This is a genomic window from Rhodococcus koreensis, from assembly GCF_017068375.1.
Lineage (GTDB): Bacteria > Actinomycetota > Actinomycetes > Mycobacteriales > Mycobacteriaceae > Rhodococcus_F > Rhodococcus_F koreensis.
In genome coordinates this window covers 855270-871662 of record NZ_CP070609.1, presented here as the reverse complement: position 1 = coordinate 871662, position 16393 = coordinate 855270, and the positions used below count along the sequence as shown (strand labels likewise).

At 67.5% G+C, this 16393-nt stretch carries 17 protein-coding genes; 10 read left to right on the top strand and 7 right to left on the bottom strand.

Going from position 1 to position 16393, the window contains the following annotated elements; all coding sequences use genetic code 11:
• The first annotated feature begins 16 nt into the window (after positions 1 to 16).
• A complete protein-coding gene (locus JWS14_RS03920) occupies positions 17 to 448 on the top strand; it encodes a DUF5313 family protein (protein WP_095863792.1) in 432 nt (143 codons plus the stop codon).
• A gap of 25 nt (positions 449 to 473) precedes the next feature.
• Here the strand turns inward: JWS14_RS03920 and JWS14_RS03915 are convergent, their stop codons facing one another.
• Entirely contained in the window at positions 474 to 1487 is a 1014-nt protein-coding gene (locus JWS14_RS03915) for an alcohol dehydrogenase catalytic domain-containing protein (RefSeq protein WP_206012555.1), read from the bottom strand.
• A 214-nt stretch (positions 1488 to 1701) separates the two neighbouring features.
• Between JWS14_RS03915 and JWS14_RS03910 the strand changes: the two genes are divergently transcribed.
• The 7 genes from JWS14_RS03910 (at position 1702) to JWS14_RS03880 (ending at position 9006) form a co-directional block, all read left to right on the top strand.
• Positions 1702 to 2628: a cyclase family protein gene (locus JWS14_RS03910; protein WP_206012554.1), complete on the top strand. Its 927-nt coding sequence runs from the start codon at positions 1702 to 1704 to the stop codon at positions 2626 to 2628.
• Positions 2629 to 2672: 44 nt separating this feature from the next.
• Positions 2673 to 4205, top strand: a complete 1533-nt coding sequence (locus JWS14_RS03905) for a long-chain-fatty-acid--CoA ligase (protein WP_206012553.1) — start codon at positions 2673 to 2675, stop codon at positions 4203 to 4205.
• 114 nt (positions 4206 to 4319) lie between these two features.
• A complete protein-coding gene (locus tag JWS14_RS03900; RefSeq protein WP_206012552.1) occupies positions 4320 to 5558 on the top strand; it encodes an ABC transporter substrate-binding protein in 1239 nt (412 codons plus the stop codon).
• Complete coding sequence (locus tag JWS14_RS03895; RefSeq protein WP_206012551.1) at positions 5555 to 6340, top strand: ABC transporter ATP-binding protein; 786 nt, start codon at positions 5555 to 5557, stop codon at positions 6338 to 6340. Before JWS14_RS03900 ends, JWS14_RS03895 begins: the two co-directional genes overlap by 4 nt.
• Positions 6337 to 7044, top strand: a complete 708-nt coding sequence (locus JWS14_RS03890; RefSeq protein ID WP_072941411.1) for an ABC transporter ATP-binding protein — start codon at positions 6337 to 6339, stop codon at positions 7042 to 7044. Before JWS14_RS03895 ends, JWS14_RS03890 begins: the two co-directional genes overlap by 4 nt.
• A 16-nt stretch (positions 7045 to 7060) precedes the next feature.
• Entirely contained in the window at positions 7061 to 7945 is an 885-nt protein-coding gene (locus JWS14_RS03885; RefSeq protein ID WP_206012550.1) for a branched-chain amino acid ABC transporter permease, read from the top strand.
• Entirely contained in the window at positions 7942 to 9006 is a 1065-nt protein-coding gene (locus JWS14_RS03880; RefSeq protein WP_095863798.1) for a branched-chain amino acid ABC transporter permease, read from the top strand. Before JWS14_RS03885 ends, JWS14_RS03880 begins: the two co-directional genes overlap by 4 nt.
• 71 nt (positions 9007 to 9077) lie before the next feature.
• Here the strand turns inward: JWS14_RS03880 and JWS14_RS03875 are convergent, their stop codons facing one another.
• From JWS14_RS03875 to JWS14_RS03850, 6 genes are all read right to left on the bottom strand, one after another.
• Positions 9078 to 10451 (bottom strand): phosphotransferase family protein, encoded by a 1374-nt coding sequence (locus JWS14_RS03875; protein WP_338051132.1) that lies wholly within the window; start codon positions 10449 to 10451, stop codon positions 9078 to 9080.
• Positions 10442 to 11626, bottom strand: a complete 1185-nt coding sequence (locus tag JWS14_RS03870; protein ID WP_206012549.1) for an acyl-CoA dehydrogenase family protein — start codon at positions 11624 to 11626, stop codon at positions 10442 to 10444. The genes JWS14_RS03875 and JWS14_RS03870 overlap by 10 nt, the downstream gene beginning before the upstream one ends.
• Position 11627: 1 nt before the next feature.
• A complete protein-coding gene (locus JWS14_RS03865) occupies positions 11628 to 12014 on the bottom strand; it encodes a nuclear transport factor 2 family protein (RefSeq protein ID WP_095863800.1) in 387 nt (128 codons plus the stop codon).
• A 77-nt stretch (positions 12015 to 12091) separates the two neighbouring features.
• Positions 12092 to 13015 (bottom strand): hydroxymethylglutaryl-CoA lyase, encoded by a 924-nt coding sequence (locus tag JWS14_RS03860; RefSeq protein ID WP_206012548.1) that lies wholly within the window; start codon positions 13013 to 13015, stop codon positions 12092 to 12094.
• Entirely contained in the window at positions 13012 to 14277 is a 1266-nt protein-coding gene (locus JWS14_RS03855) for a CaiB/BaiF CoA transferase family protein (RefSeq protein ID WP_206012547.1), read from the bottom strand. The genes JWS14_RS03860 and JWS14_RS03855 overlap by 4 nt, the downstream gene beginning before the upstream one ends.
• A 147-nt stretch (positions 14278 to 14424) precedes the next feature.
• The gene (locus tag JWS14_RS03850) at positions 14425 to 15060 is read right to left on the bottom strand and encodes a TetR/AcrR family transcriptional regulator (protein WP_095863802.1); all 636 of its coding nucleotides are present in this window, start codon (positions 15058 to 15060) and stop codon (positions 14425 to 14427) included.
• Positions 15061 to 15146: 86 nt separating this feature from the next.
• On the opposite strand from JWS14_RS03850, the gene JWS14_RS03845 reads away from it, so the two are divergent.
• Both JWS14_RS03845 and JWS14_RS03840 read left to right on the top strand, forming a co-directional pair.
• Positions 15147 to 15713, top strand: coding sequence for a VOC family protein (locus JWS14_RS03845; RefSeq protein WP_095863803.1), 567 nt, complete (start codon positions 15147 to 15149; stop codon positions 15711 to 15713).
• Positions 15714 to 15738: 25 nt separating this feature from the next.
• Positions 15739 to 16377 carry a carboxymuconolactone decarboxylase family protein gene (locus JWS14_RS03840; protein ID WP_206012546.1) on the top strand — a complete coding sequence of 213 codons (639 nt, stop codon included), beginning with the start codon at positions 15739 to 15741 and terminating at the stop codon, positions 16375 to 16377.
• Positions 16378 to 16393: the final 16 nt, after the last annotated feature.

Here is a 16393-nt window from a genome sequence, read left to right as displayed (position 1 = left end):
TGAACAGGTTGTTGTCATGTCGCGAAAGACGCAACGAACCCGGCCCGGCCCCCTGCAGTGGCTGGGCTACGCGGTGGGCCGCACACTTCCCGACTCCATGCAGGACTGGGTCCGCAACGACCTGGTCGGTGACTGGGCCGTTCCCCGGCACCTCGTTCGCAGCATGGTCCCGTTCGTTCCGGTCTTCGCCGCGTTCTTTCTGTTCCCGGGTCCGCTCGGGCTGCGAGCCTCCATGGTCCTGCTCGGAGTGCTACTCGCCGTGTTCTATGCGGTGTCGTATATGGCGCAGAACCGATCTCGACGCCTCGAGAGGCACGGGCTGCCGCCCGATCTGGAGAACCCGAAGAAGGCGTCCCGTCATGACGCCGAAAAGGCGGCGTACGAGAAGCTTCACGGACCTTCCGTCACCTGGGGCGTCGAGCGGCGGGGCGGCAACGAACTCCGCTGAAGCCGGTCGATCAGCCCGAGAACGGTCACATGGTGAGGACCATGCGATAGCGTGCCCGCCCTTCCTCCATCGCGGCGTAGGTCTCCGCGGCTTCGCTCAGGGGCCGCTCCTCGATCCGGGCGCGCACGCCGGACAGGACCGCGAATTGCATCGTCTCCTCGACGTCGCGGGCGGTGCCGGAGGGGTGGCCGGTGACGTTGACGCCGGGAGTGATCAGCTGCAGGGGACTGATCGGCAGTGGGTCGGGCGTGACACCGACGACGGTGAGCTCACCGAGCGGAAGCAGCCCGCCGACCACGGCACCCATCGCCTTCGAATTCGCCGCGGTACCCAGAACCACCGACACGCCACCGAGTGCACGTAATGCTTCGCTGACGTCGCCGGCGGTGGAGTCGATGTAGTGATGGGCGCCCAGCTGGCGAGCGTCGTCGGCTTTGTCGGCGCCACGAGCGATGGCAATCGTCTCGAAGCCCATCGCCCGGGCGAACTGCACCCCGAGGTGGCCGAGCCCGCCGATGCCCAGGATGGCGACGCGGTCGCCCGGAACTGCTCGTGTCTTCCGCAGCGCGTCGAACGTCGTGACCCCGGCGCAGCCCAGGGGTGCGGCCTCGGTGAAGGACAGTTCGCTCGGAATCCGGGCGAGCGCGTTGGCGGGAACCGTCACGGACTCCGCGTATCCGCCGGGGTACTGCCAGCTCGGCACCTGCAATTTCTCGCAATAGATGAAGGTGCCCTTGCGGCACGGAATGCACTGGTTGCAGTGCCCGCCGAACCAGCCCACCCCGACGCGGTCGCCAACGGCATAGTTGTCGACGCCGGCACCGAGTTCGGCTATGGTTCCGGCGATTTCGTGACCCAGTGTCAACGGCCACGACATCTCGGGGAACGCGCCGCTGACGAACGCGTGGTCGGTGCCGCACACGCCGCACGCGGAGACGGCTATGCGAACGTGGTCGCGCGGTGGCGATTCCGTTTCGACGTCGACGAGTGTCAGCGGCTCGCCGGGGGCCTGGACGTGAACTGCCTGATGGGTTGGCATCTGCATCATTCCTGTCTGTCATCGTGAGCGATCGAGACCCACGTTCCAGTCAAGACCCTCGGCGGAACTCCTGACAAGGGTTGACGCAGGCTGTGGGGCGCCTCTTCCGAGCTCGCGCATGTCCGGTATTGACACCGGGGGTGCCGGGGGTCACAATTCACGAAGTTGACATGACTGTCACGTCATACTTTGTTCGATTGCCCGAGGAGGCAGGATGACCACGTCCATATCCGACATGCGAGAACTGGGCCGGCGGTTGAGCAACTGGGGGCGCTGGGGTGCCGACGACGAGCGTGGAACCACGAACCTCATCACTCCCGAGCGTGTGGCGGCTGCCGCTGCGCTGATTCGGACCGGCACGATATTCGAATTGGGCATCCCACTCGACGGGGACGGGCCCCAGCCGGGAGGCAATCGGATCAACCCGATCAGGCTGATGGCCGAGAACGGGCAGGAGCAGGTGCTCCCCGGCGGCTTCAAATGGGCCGACGACTACGTCTTCATGCCGCTGCAGGCGGGCTCGCAGTACGACTCCCTGTCCCATGTGCACTACGACGATCAGCTCTACAACGGTCATCCCGGTACGGGGGTCACCGTCAAGGGTGCCGACAAGTGCGGGATTCACACTCAGGCGAAGGGGATCGCCGGTCGCGGCGTGCTGCTCGACGTCGCCAGGGCGCGCGGTGTGGAGTGGCTCGAGGCCGGGACGGCGATCACTCCGGACGAACTCGACGCCGTCGCCGCCGCACAGAACGTCGAGGTCGGTCCGGGCGACATCGTGCTGATCCGCACCGGTTGGCGAGCAAAGTTTCTCGCCGACCACGATCCGGCAGGATTCATGGCCGGTGAGCCGGGTTTGAGTCTGTCGTGCGCCACGTGGCTGCGGGAGCGCGACGTCGCGGTGGTGGGCTCGGACAACTGGGCGGTCGAGGTGATGCCCGGCGAGAATCCGGGGGCGTTGTTCGAGCTTCACATGGTGCTGATCCGCGACATGGGCATGACCCTTGCCGAGTTGCTCGACTTCGAGGAGCTGTCCGCCGCCTGCGCTGCCGACGGCCTGTACGACTTCTTCTATGCCGGACCGCCTCTCCAGTTCACCCGCGGGGTCGGGTCGCCGATCAACCCGCTCGCGATCCGGTGAGCGCCGAGTCCACCACCACCTCTTCCCGACCAAGGAGAAACTGAATGCTGGTCAGCGACATCGTCGAGTACGGCGCGCGCAAGCATCCCGATCGGATCGCGCTGCGATTCGAGGACGAGGCAGTGACCTATGCTGAGCTGCGTGATCGCAGCCGACGGCTCGCCGGCGCACTGCTCGGTGTTGCCGCGCCGGGGGACCGGGTCGCGATCCTGTCCACCAACTGCACCGAATACTTCGACTGCTACTACGGTGTGCCGATGGCCGGGATGGCCCTGACCATCCTCAACTTCCGTCTGCATCCCGACCAGATCGCCGCGTTGATCCAGCATTCCGGTGCCACCGTGCTGATCGTGGCCGAAGAGTTCGCCGGCGCCGTCGACCAGATTCGCGGTTCTATCCCGTCGGTGCACACGGTCGTCTCGATCGGGGCCACCCCGGGAACCGTCGGCTGGGACGAGTTCGTCGGTGCCGGACCCGCGCAGGCGCCGACGGTTCGGCCGGCACCGGACGACATCGCATGGCTGGTCTACACGTCCGGCACGACCGGGACACCGAAGGGTGTGATGATCAGCCACCGCAACCTGGTCAGCGGGATCACGTCCTCGGCGCTGCAGTGGGCTCTGCCGGAGGACACGGTCTTCTTGTTCTGTTTCCCGCTGTGCCATGTCGGCGGGTACGTGACGTTGCTCAACCACCTGATGGGGAGCACCGTCGGCATCGTCCGCGCCTACGACAATGCGACGTTCCTGCGTCTCGTCGAGCAATGGCAGGTCACTCAGACCGGGCTGGCACCCACGATGATCAACTTCCTGCTCCAGGATCCGGCCCTTGCCGACCACGATCTCAGCACCCTGCAAGCGATCGGGTACGGATCGTCGGCGATCCCGGCGCAGGTGCTGCGGCAAGGACTCGAACGTCTCCGCTGCGACTTCTATCAGGGCATGGGAATGACGGAACTCGCTGGCAACGTGCTCCACCTCGACCACGACGCGCATCGGCGCGCTGCCGGTAGTGAGAGCGGATTACTTGCTGCCGCAGGAAAACCCATGCGCCTGGTCGACATCCGCATCGTCGACGACGCCATGCGCGACGTGCCCACCGGTCAGGTGGGGGAGATGGTGGTCCGCGGCGACCAGGTGATGACCGGCTACTGGCGCGATCCGGACGCGACGGCGGCCGCGTTCACCGACGGCTGGTTCCACACCGGTGACCTGGTCCGACGCGACGACGAGGGCTTCGTCTACATCGTCGACCGGAAGAAGGACCTGATCATCAGTGGCGGCGAGAATGTCGCCTCTCTGTCCGTCGAACAGGCCCTCTACCGTCACCCTGCGGTCGCCGAGGCCGCGGCGATCGGCGTCGAGGACGACACCTGGGGCGAACTGGTCTGTGCGGTCGTCGTTCTCCGCGACGGCGCCACCGCCACCGCGGACGACATCATCACCGCCTGCCGGGAACAGCTCGGCGGATTCCAGGTGCCCCGCCGGGTTGAGTTCGTCGACACCCTGCCCCGGAACGTCACCGGGAAGATCCTCAAACGCGATCTGCGCGAACGCTTCTCCCACACCACGGTCTAGTCCCTCTCACCGCGCAGGGCGGCGACGATTCTCGTCGCCGCCCGCTGCGCGCTGCCGAAAACAACCCCGCTGGAACGTCTTCCGTCCCTGTTCCTTCCCTCTAACGGAGTAACCATGAAACGTATCCTCGCCGCGGGCCTGACAGCCCTGTGCGCCACCGCGGCCCTCACCGCCTGTTCTGGCCGAGATGACACCGCGACCGCCGCAGGCGGCTGCGACCCCGGCATCACCGACACCGAGATCCACTTCGGCACCAGCCTGGTCCAGTCGATCGCAGGACCCCAGGCGACCGCGGCGTCCGCCCTGTTCGACGAGATCAACGCCGCCGGCGGCGTCGCGATGGGTGATGGCAAGTCCCGCAAGATCGTCTACACCGCACTCGACGACGGATACGACCCGGCGCGCACGGTCGGCAACGTCCGATCGCTGGTCGAACAGCAACACGTCTTCGCGATCCAGAACCTGATCGGCACCGCCTCGACCCTCGCCGTCGTCGACTACCTCGCCCAGAAGAACGTCCCGCTGGTGTTCCCCATGACCGGCACCGACGAACTGCTCGCCACCCTCGACGAACGGCCCGTGGTCGCCGGCGCGGTGAACCCGCAGACCGGCTGGGAGGTCGCCGAGCGGGCGAAACAGATCCTTCGCGATCACCCGCAAGGCAAGGTCGCAGTGTTGTACTCGAACGACAGTCTGGGCAACGGCAGTCTCGACGCCCTGCAGTCCGCCCTCGACGGCAGCGGCACGCAGATCGTTGCCGAGCAGTCGTACGAACAGACCACACCGTCCGTGGACTCGCAGGTGGTCAACCTCGCGAACTCCGGGGCCGACGTGTTCGTCAACTTCGCCACCGCCGGCTTCGTGACGCAGTCTCTGAAGAAGGCCCACGAGTTGAGCTGGAAGCCCGAGACGTACATCTACTCCGGCGCGACCGACACCAACTTCGTCCTCGCACCGGCGGGCCTCGACGCCGCCGAGGGCGTGCATTCGTTCTACTGGATCTACGACGTCAGCAGCACCGACCACGACCAGGTGGCGGGCGTGCAGGAATGGCGTGCTTTCGCCGATCGGCACGCCGGCGCGTTCAAGTCCTCCGACACCATCGCCGCCACCGGTTACAACACCGCTCAGCTGCTGGTGGCCGCACTCGAACAGATGAAGGGGTGCACCCGCGCCGATCTGCTCGATTCCGTCCGGAATCTGCACGCGGTCACCACCGACCTGTCCATCGACGGCGTCACGTTCGACACGAGCGCGGACTACCCGTACGCAATCACGTCGATGGCGCCGATGACGTTCCGCGACGGCAGCTGGCACTACGACGCTGTGGTCACGCGCAGCGCCGAACGATGACCGCCCGGCCACCGGATGTGCCCACGCTGAAAGTCAGCGACGTCCGGTTGCGGTTCGGAGGAGTCGTCGCCCTCGACGGACCGTCGTTCACGATCGAGCCCGGACAGATCGTCGGGCTGATCGGCCCGAACGGCGCCGGGAAGACCACCTTGTTCAACTGCATCAGCAGACTCTACGAACCGGATTCGGGACAGATCACGTTCGGCGGCACCGACCTGCTCGCGCTGTCGGCGGACGGGGTCGCCGACGCCGGGATCGCGCGCACCTTCCAGAACATCGGCTTGTTCCCGACGATCTCGGTGCTCGACAACATCCTCACCGGGGCCTACTCGCGCACCCGGGCGGGCTTCCTCGCCACCGCTCTCGGACTGCCGCGCACCCGCAGGGAGGAGGCAGGCGAACGGGACGAGGCCTGGGCTCTGCTCGAGTCGATGAATCTCGCGCACGTCGGCCGCGAACCGGCAGGCAACCTGCCCTACGGCACCCTGAAACGGGTCGAGCTCGCACGGGCACTGATGCAACGACCTCGCCTGCTGATGCTCGACGAACCGGCGAACGGACTGATCCACGAGGAGGTCCTCGAACTCGCCGAGACGGTCCGCCGGTTGCGCGACGAGCGAGGATTCTCGGTGCTGCTCGTCGAGCATCACATGGCCATGGTGATGTCGATCTCCGACCGGGTGGTGGTACTGAACTTCGGGCAGAAGGTCACCGAGGGCGACCCGGCAGAGGTCGCTGCTCACCCCGAGGTCATCGAGGCGTACCTGGGCGGTGCGGCATGAACCTGCTCACCGTGGAAAACCTGCATGCCCGATACGGCCGTGCGGAAGTGCTGCACGGCATCGACTTCCAGGTACCGGCAGGGGAGGTGACCGTGGTACTCGGCGCGAACGGCGCAGGCAAGACCACCATCCTCCGATCGATCTGCCAGATGGTCCGCACCAGCGGGTGCATCAGGCTCGACGGCCGCGACATCACCGGCATGCGCACCGACCGGATCGCCCGGCTCGGTGTGGCCCATGTTCCGCAGGGCCGCGGCACCTTCGGCACCCTGACGGTGGAGGAGAACCTTCGCGTCGGGGGATTCACGACGTCGGCGGCGATCACCGACCGGGCCGTCGAGCACTGGTACGACTTCTTCCCGCGACTACGCGAGCGACGTAACCAGCAGGCGGGCGGGCTCAGCGGCGGTGAACAGCAAATGCTCGCGATCGCCCGCGCGCTGGTGGCCGGGCCGCGTCTGCTGCTGCTCGACGAACCGTCCCTCGGCCTGGCCCCGCGCATCACGCAGGAGGTTTTCCGTGCGCTCGGCCGGATCAGCCAGGAGACCGAGACCACGATCCTCGTGGTCGAACAGAACGCGCACCTCGCCCTCGAGATCGGCACGTCCGCGGTTCTCGTCGACGCGGGCCGAGTCGTCGCCCAACGCCCCGCCGCCGGATTGGCGCACGACGAGTCGGTGCGACGCGCCTACCTCGGCTACTGAGCACAGGAGAGTGGTCATGGATGTATTTCTCCAACAATTGGTGGACGGGCTCATGTGGGGCGCCCTGTACGGCGCGTTCGCGCTGAGCATCGTCCTGGTCTACCGCGCATCGGGAATCGTCAACTTCGCGCAGGGCGAGATGGCGATGTTCTCGGCGTTCTTCGCCTGGCAGTTCCACGCATGGGGTGTGCCGCTGTACCTCGCCGTCCTCGGCGCGATGGCGGTCGCCTTCGTCGGCGGAGCCGCCACCGAACGGGTACTGATCCGGCCGCTGGCATCGTCGCCGAACCACATGCCGCTGGTCATCATCACCCTCGGCCTGATGCTGGTGCTCAACAGCGCCGCCGGCTGGATCTGGGGCGTGCAGAGCAAGGAGTTCCCGGCGATCGTGTCCGGGCCGGTACTCACGCTCGGTCCGGTTGCGGTTTCCCAGCAGTCGCTGGTCATCGTCGCCGCCGTCGTCGTGGTCGCGGCGCTGCTGTTCGTCCTGTTCCAGCGGACGAAGGTCGGGCGGGCGATGCGGGCGGCGGCAGACAACCCGGACTCGGCGCAGCTGATCGGCGTGCCCGTCGGCCGGATGCTCATGATCGGCTGGGGTCTCGCCGCGACCATCGGAGCCCTCGCCGCCTCCCTCGCGGCGCCGCAGCTGTTCCTGCAACCGAACATGCTCGTCGCCTCGCTGATCTACGCCTTCGCCGCCGCCGTCCTCGGCGGCCTCGACAGCCCGGTCGGTGCACTCGTCGGCGGGTTGTGCGTGGGTGTCGCGGAAAACCTTGCCGGCACCTACATTTCCTGGATCGGCCACGACTTCAAACAGGCCGTGGCGTTGGCCCTGATCCTCGGTGTGTTGCTCCTCAAACCCGAGGGTCTGTTCGGTGCACGGAAGGTGGCCCGAGTATGAGAATCGTCGAACTGCTTCGCCGTCCCCGCGCCGAACTCGATCCACCACGGTGGCTGGCGAGAGCGACGGTTGCGGTGGTGCTCCTCGTGACGGCGGTGGCGCCGTTGGTGTCGGCGCCGTACGTCAACTTCGATCGATCCATGGTGCTGGTGTACGTGGTGGTCGGGCTGGGACTGAACCTGCTGACCGGCAACACCGGTCAGATCTCTCTCGGCCACGGCTTCTTCTTCGCCGTCGGTGCGTACCTCAGTGCCGTGCTGGTCGAGAATCACGACGTCCCGTACCTGCTGCTCCTTCCGGTCGCGTTCGCGGTCTGTTTCGTGATCGGGTACCTGTTCGGCCTGCCCGCCCTGCGCCTCCACGGACTTCAGTTGGCGCTCGCCACTCTAGGGCTGGCACTGGTCACCCCGGCGGTGATCAAACGGTTCGAGCACGTCACCGACGGCCAGGCGGGAATTAACATCGCCGGCGCCGAACCCCCGGCATTCAGCGGACTCGAACGCGACCAGTGGGTGTACTACCTGTGCCTGGTGGTGGCGCTGATCGCCTTCTTCGTGGTCCGGCGACTCTCCACCGGCCGGATCGGTCGATCACTGATCGGGATCCGGGACTACGAGGCCGTCGCCACCACGCTCGGCGTCCCGGCCACCCGCACGAAGACGACGGTGTTCGCGCTCAGCGCGGCCTTCGCCGGCATCGGCGGCGTGCTCTACAGCTTCGTGGTCCAGTACGTCGGCCCCGAGGCATTCGGGCTCCCGTTGGCGATCGCCTTCATCACCATGATCGTCATCGGTGGCCTCGGCACCGTCCCCGGTGTGGTGTTCGGGGCGTTCTTCGTGCAGTACGTGCCGCAGTGGACAGCGGAGATCAATCAGTCGGCGGCGGGCATCACGTACGGTGCGGCGTTGATCGTCTTCATCTTCGTGATCCCGTACGGGCTGATCAGTGTGATCCGGTGGGTGCTGGGGCCGCTGGTGAGCAAGATCCCCGGCGCTCGCCGACACAGGCGGGCTGTGTCTTCGGTCGACGAGGATCCGCGGGAGCTGGTCGCCTCCCACTGACGATCTGTGGTGGGCTCGAAACGGGAAGTGCCCGGCGGACGAATCCGCCGGGCACTTCCCGCTTTTCGCAGCTATGCGTTCATGTGCCGGGGATTGGCCACCCGCAGGCGGGCCACAACGGCGATCGAGATCGCCCGGAGCACGCTGTCGTCGAGGTAGTCGAGAGCCCCCGCGCGAATCCGTGCGGCAAGCTCGGCCTCGGACGCGCATCCGAGCGCACCGAGGGCGCCGTCGAGCAGGGAATCGGCGCCGTTCCCGGCATCGAGTTCACGCCCCGCGGTGCGCAACAGGTTGACGCAGATCCGCAGGAGATACCGCTCCCGCTCGTGCGTTCCGTCGAGGGCCGGTCCGAGGTCGTCGGCCAAAGTGCCGGCCACGAGGTCGAGGATCTCCGGGACACTGGGCCTGTCGTGCACGGTGCGCCCGGGTGGCGCCGGCGGGGGAGCGGTTGCGGCGTCGTCGAGCAGTCCGAGGACGTCGAGCAGGTCGTATTCGGATTCGCAGACCCGGCGTCCGATGGCCGCCAGTTCGAGGGACCGCTCGGCCCCGCCGAGGTGACGTTCGGCCTGAAACCTGCTCAGCACCAACCATCTCACGGTTCCGAACGTTTCCCACCAGTGCAGTTCGGGCAACGACGGCCTCGTCCCGGTGGCCTTCTCGTAGCCGTCCAGGAGCTGGTCGCGGGCGCCGATTCCGGCGACGGGCTCATCCGCGCCGAACCGCCACGCCCGCACGCACAGCCAGCCGAGGTCCTCGACGGGGTTACCGAGGTGGGCGAGTTCCCAATCGAGCACTCCGCGGATGCCGGTTCCGTCGACGAGAAGGTTTCCGATCCGGAAGTCGCCGTGTACCAAAGCCTGCGGTCGCGACGGTGGACGGTGGTCACGCAACCATCGCAGACCCACCTCGACCGCGGGCCGGGGTTCGCCGAGGTCGCGGTAGGTGGCCTCGAGCGCGTCCACCGGGTCGGTGGTGTCGAGCACGGCGAGAGAGTCCAGGGGAGTGCGGTGGATCAGGCCGAGGACGAAACCCATGTCCTCGGCGAGACGGCTGCGCACCTCGTCGAAGGCGGGGTCCCGCTGCAGTTTCCGGGGGAGCGATTCGCCCTCCACCTTGTTCATGATCAGGTACGGGGCGTCGATGCCGGGCGCGGTGTCCCCGGAAGCGAGGACGGTGGGCACCGGAACCCCCGCGGCGGCGGTGGCCCGCAGGCACGCCACCTCCGCGCGCATCCGGGCGGCGTCGCCGTGCCCGGGCGGGTCGCGGCGCAGCACGACGGGCAGGGGTTGCCCGTCCGGGCCGTCGGCGTCGACGGCCCACACCTGCCGGCTGGCGCCGCCGGTCAGCTGCCGGGGTTCCCCGACCGTGGCGTCCATGCCGTAGGCGGCGGTCAGGACGGCGCGGATGCCGTCCGCGAGGGCTACGGGAGCGTCGGTCATCGCCATGGGGCAGCCTCGGGATCGCGCAGCAACCGGCGGGCGGTCGACATGCGGTGCACTTCGTCGGGACCGTCGTAGATGCGGGCGTACCGCGCCTGCCGGTACATCCGCTCGAGTGGGGTATCGGCGGTCAGGCCGAGCGCCCCGTGAATCTGGATGGCCCGGTCCACGACGTCGTGGAGCATGCGGGCGCCCCAGAATTTCACCAGCCCGATGCGTACGCGGGCGTCCTCCCCGGCGTCCATCGCGCGAGCGGCATCGAGAGTCATGAGCCGGGCGGCGTGGATCTGGGCGGCGGATTCGGCGATATAGCGGTGCACCTCGCCCTTCTCCGCGAGCAGCGAGCCGTGGGTGTAGCGGGTGTTCGCGCGGGCACACATCAACTCGTATGCGCGCTGAGCCTGCCCGAGCCACCGCATGCAATGGAATATGCGGCCGGGGCCGAGCCGGTCCTGGGCCACCGCGAAGCCCTTGCCGCGTTCGCCGAGGAGATTGGCGGCGGGGACACGCACATCGGTGAGCCGGACCTCGTAGTGATCACTCGGGTCGTGCCCCATCGTCGGGATCGACCGGACGATCTCGAATCCGGGGGTGTCGGTCGGCACGATGATCGCGCTGATTCGCTCGTGCCTCGGGGCGGTATCGGGTTCGGTCCGGGCGAAGACCGAGCAGTAGCCGGCGTCCTGGACTCCGGTGGTGAACCATTTGTGTCCATTGATGATCCAGGTGTCGCCGTCGAGGTCGGCGCGTGTCTCGATGAGGGTGGGATCGGATCCCGCCGCGTCCGGTTCGGTCAACCCGACGGACGGCAGGAATTCCCCGGAGACCAGCGGGGGAATCCATCGCTGCCGTTGCTCGGGAGTGCCGTGTTTGTGCAGCATCAGGGTGTCCTGCATGGACACCGAGCCGACGGCCAACTGGCCGAACTCCGAGCGTCCGATGATCTCGTTGAGATGCACGAAGTCGAGGAACGGGACACCGCCACCGCCGAGTTCGGCGGGATGGCCGAGCGCCCACAAACCGAGTTTCATGGCCCTCGCACGCAATTCGGCGATTGCCACGTGAGCTGGGCCGTCCTCGTTCACCAGGATGGGTTCGGCGGGGATGACGCTGTCGTCGATGAACGAGCGCATCCGCGCGCACAGTTCGGGGAGCGGGACGGCGGAACGGGTTTCGGGCATGTCAGCGCTCCCGTCGCCGGCCGGCCTGCGCGCGCAGGGGCAGGGTGGCGGCGGAGTCGACGTATTCGTCGATACGGGTGATCCGGCCGTCGTCGACGCGGACGAACAGGCACGCAGGCACCTCCAGCGGTCCGTGGCCGGGCAGTGTGGCGCGCAGGACGTGCTGCTGGGCAAAGCCCTCCGGCAACTCGTGGCGGCGGATGTCCTCGTAGCGCAGGTCCTCGAGAGTGCGCGAGAGCCAGCGCAGCACCGTCAGGTTCTCGGCGACCGTCTGTTCGCGTCCGTCGTCGTTGTGCCAAATCCGAGCGTCCGGTGCGTACAGCTCGGTCAGTGTCGTTTCGTCGCCGTCACCGACGGCGGCGAAGAAGCGATCAGCCAGCTCGTTCATGCGAAAATCCGTCTCTTCCGTGTGGTGCTGCGCGCGGAGCGGCGGAGTGTTCCGTCGCGGTGTCGGCAGCGAGGTGGTCAATTGCAGGCGGTGCCGGTGGGAACCGGTCGGCCCCCGGCCGAGAGCAGTCTGCTTGTGAGGGATTTGCCGAGCAGGCGCTCGGCCAGTCGAGCCGCGTCGAGTTCCCTGTCGATGTCGATGCCGGTCGTGATGCCGCCGTCCTCGAACATGTAGACCAGTTCTTCGGTGGCGATGTTGCCGCTCGCACCCGGCGCGAAGGGGCACCCACCGAGCCCGCCGACGGAGGCGTCGAACTGGCGGATGCCCGAGGTGTATGCGGCCCACGCGTTCGCCAGTCCTTGGCCGCGGGTGTCGTGCAGGTGCAGGCCGAGGTCGACGCCCGGGATGGCGGCGCGCACCCGGGTGAGCACGTCGGTGGTGCGCAGCGGCGTCGCGGTCCCGATGGTGTCGGCGACGGACACCGCATCCGCACCCGAAAGAACTGCACGACGCGCGATGTCGGCCACGCGGTCCGGTGGGGTGGGCCCGTCGAACGGGCAGTCGAACGCGATGGCGACGATCACTTCGAGTGTGCCGCCCGCCTGGTGAATCAGTTCGGCGACGGGGGTGATCAGCGTGATCGACTCCTCGCTGTTGCGGCCGACGTTGGCCCGGCTGTGCCCGTCGGACGCGGAGACGACGTATTCGAGGCGGGTCAGACCCGCTGCGAGTGCTCGCTCGACGCCGCCGAGTCCGGCGACCAGCGCCGAGAAGGTGACGTGTGGCCAGCGGCCGAGTCGGGCGGCGACGGCCTCGGCGTCGGCCAGCGCCGGGACGGCCCGCGGGGAGACGAAGGACGTGACCTCGATGCGCCGGACACCGGTCGCGGCGAGCGCGTCGATCAGCTCCAGCTTGGCGGCGGTGGGAATGGGCTTCTCGATCTGCAGTCCGTCGCGGGGCCCTACCTCCCGGATGTCGACCTCGGGTGGAGTCGCGGTCACGAGATCGTGCCCTGCTCGCGAAGTGCGGCGAGCCGGTCGGCGTCGTAGCCGAGGATTTCGGCGAGCACCTCGTCGGTGTGGGTGCCCGGGCGGCTGGGCCCGCCCCACCGAACCCCGCCCGCGGTCTCGCTGAGTTTCGGGATCACCCCGACTCCCTTCACCGGCTCCGGATCGAATCCGGTGTCGCCGGGCCCGAGGGAGGGGTCGACGTGGTCGACGAAGATCTCGCGGGCGTTGAACTGGGGATCGGCCATCACCTCGGCGACCGTGTTGACCGGGCCCGTGACCACCTCGAACTTGGTCAGCAGTTCGATCAGCTCCGCCGCGGGGAAGCCGGCCGCCCATTCGGCGATCAGGGTGTCGAGCTCGTCCTGGTGATCACCGCGCGCGGTGTGGGTGGCGTAGCGCGGATCGGTGGCGAGGTCGGGGCGGCCCATCGCAGCGGACAGACGCGCGAACAGCGTGTCCTGGTTGGCCGCGATGATCACCCACAGCCCGTCCTGCGTCCGATACAGATTGGACGGTGCGACGCGGTCGAGGCGGGTGCCGGAGGGTTGCCGGACGTGGCCGGTCTTGTGGTAGTCGGGAACGGTGGACTCCTGGATGGCGAGTGCGGCCTCGGTGAGCGCGGCATCGACGATCTGTCCCCGTCCGGTGCGTTCGCGCGCGATGAGCGCGGCGAGGACACCCTGGAAGGCGAACATCCCGGCGAGGCTGTCGCCGAGCGAGAGCGCGATCCGCGGGGGCGCCTGGCCGGGAAATCCGTTGAGGTGCCGCAAGCCGCTGATGCCCTCGGCCACCGACGCGTATCCGGGACGCGCGGCGTACGGACCGGTCTGGCCGTATCCGGAGACCCGGGCCAGGACCAGCCGCGGGGAAATTTCCCGGAGGACGTCGTAGCCGACGCCCCAGCGCTCGAGGGTGCCGGGCCGGAAGCTCTCGACGACGACATCGGCGGTGGCGACGAGGTCGAGGAAGATCCGCCGGCCGGCCTCGGTGCGCAGGTCGAGGTTCACGCACCGTTTGTTGCGGGCGTGCACCGACCAGAAGTATTGGTGACCGCCCTCGGCCTGGCCCCAGTCCCGCAGGGGGTCGGGACGATCGGGGGCTTCGATCTTGATGACGTCGGCGCCCATGTCACCGAGGAGGCGCCCGCAGTACGGGCCTGCGATGAGGGTGCCCAGTTCGAGTACCCGCAGGCCGTCGAGCGCTCCCTGCGGTGTGTCGGTGGTAGGGGACGCGAACGGTGGGTGCGTTGTCATTGTGCGTGCCTTCGGGGAGATCGGAACAACGGCCGAGTCGACGAGATCGATCGGTCGGCCGTTGCTCAGTCGATGGTGAGGGGTGTGCAGGAGCGCACCGTCGGGATCGTGACCCGGCACGGTTCTCGGTGGGGGAGCGCGCGGCGCTCAGTTCCGGTCGAGACCGAGTGCGCCGAGGCACATCTGGTCGAGGGTGTCGAGCAGGGCCGCCTCGTCGGCGTCGTCACCCTGGATCAACCATAGGTACAGGGTGTGGTCGACCATGGCGGCCATCGCGCGGGCCGCCAGTACCGGGTCGAGAGTGGCGGTGACCAGTCCGTCCTGCTGCCAGCGTGCGATCGCGCGAGAGGTCCGGTCGATCAGCTGACGGCGGTGCTCGTGACGGAGTTCGCGGAATTCGTCGTTGAACGTCGCGACCTGTTCGACGATCGCCATCAGCGGGGCGTTCCGGCGGTAGGACTGATAGTACGAGCGGTTCGACGCGACCAGTTTCTCCGCCGGAGACAGGTCGCCGTCGGTCGGCTCGCGGCGGTGCATGTCCTCGAACAATCGAGTGCTCAGCTCCCGGAACACTTCTTCCTTCGACTCGAAGTAGCGGTAGAAGGTGCCGTAGGAGACGTTCGCCTCCTGGGCGATGTGTTCGACCCGGGTGTCGGGGAATCCGACCGTCTCGAACACCTTCCGGGCGGCGTCGAGCAGTGCGTCGCGTGTCTTGCGGCCACGCGCGGTCAGGGTGTCGACAGTGGCCGGCGTGGACGGGGTATTGACAGATGACTTGCTCACAGACAAACTCTCCCAATAGATGACATGACTGTCAAGTCATTTTTGTTCGCTTCTCGCGACGACTTCACCACATCGGAAGGACCGCCATGAGCAATCCGAACTCCAAGTACGAACTTCGGGGTATCAACCACCTTGCGCTGGTGTGCTCGGACATGCAACGCACCATTGATTTCTACTCGGGCGTCCTGGGCATGCCCCTGATCAAGACCATCGAGCTGCCGGGGGATCTGGGCCAGCACTTCTTCTTCGACTGCGGCAACGGCAACACCATCGCGTTCTTCTGGCTGGCCGATTCCCCCGAGGCCGCGCCCGGTCTCGCCGCCCCCAAGGGGCTCCCCGACGAGGGTGAACTCGCGAGTGCGGTCGGGTCGATGAATCACGTCGCGTTCGCGGTGCCCCCGGAACAGTTCGACGAGTACTACACCCGCATGCAGGCCGAGGGAATCAAGGTCAGTCGGGTCCTCAACCACGACGACAGCTCCGCCGGCGTGTCCCGGCACGTGCACCCGGGCACCTTCGTGCGCTCGTTCTACTTCCAGGACCCGGACGGCGTACTGCTCGAATTCGCCTGCTGGACGCGAATCTTCACCGAAGTCGACGTCTCGCACGAACCGAAGACCGCCGCCGACCGGCGCGTACCCACCGCATCCTGACCGCCACCGCCCGAAAGGAAATGCCGTGCCCCGTCTCCGTGAGGTACCCCGCGCCGAAGTCACCGACGAGAAGATCCTCTTCTTCTACGACCGACTGTTCGGACCCGACAAGGATCCCGCCGTCGATCACGGCACCATCCACGCCACCCCCGGCGACTGGTGGACCGTGTTCGCCCAGTCACCGGACGTGTTCCGGCACGCCGTCCGCGGATTCTCGCTCTACCGGAACGTCGCCCTGGACCCCCTGTTGCGTGAACTGGGGCAGGCCAGGGCCGGGTACGCACGCGGGAGCCAGTTCGTCTTCTCCCAGCACTGCAAGCAGATGCGATCCCTCGGGGCGCCGGAGAAAAAGATCGCGGCCCTTCCGCACTGGCAGGTCAGCGACTGCTTCTCCGCACTCGAGCGGGCGGTCCTGGCCTACACGGACGGCCTCGTCTACGACGGCGGCCGGGTGCCGGACGAGGTGTTCGCGGTCCTGAAGGCCCATCTGACGGATCCCGAAATTCTGCAGCTGACCTACATCACCACTCTCTACGACATGCACGCCACGATGTGCCGGGCCCTTCGCCTCGAATTCGACGACCGGCCGGAGTTGATCGCCGAGGTCGAGATTCCCGCCGGCATCGAGGTCCGTGACCTTTCGGCCGACCTGTCCGGAGAATGACACTCGCTCCGCTACC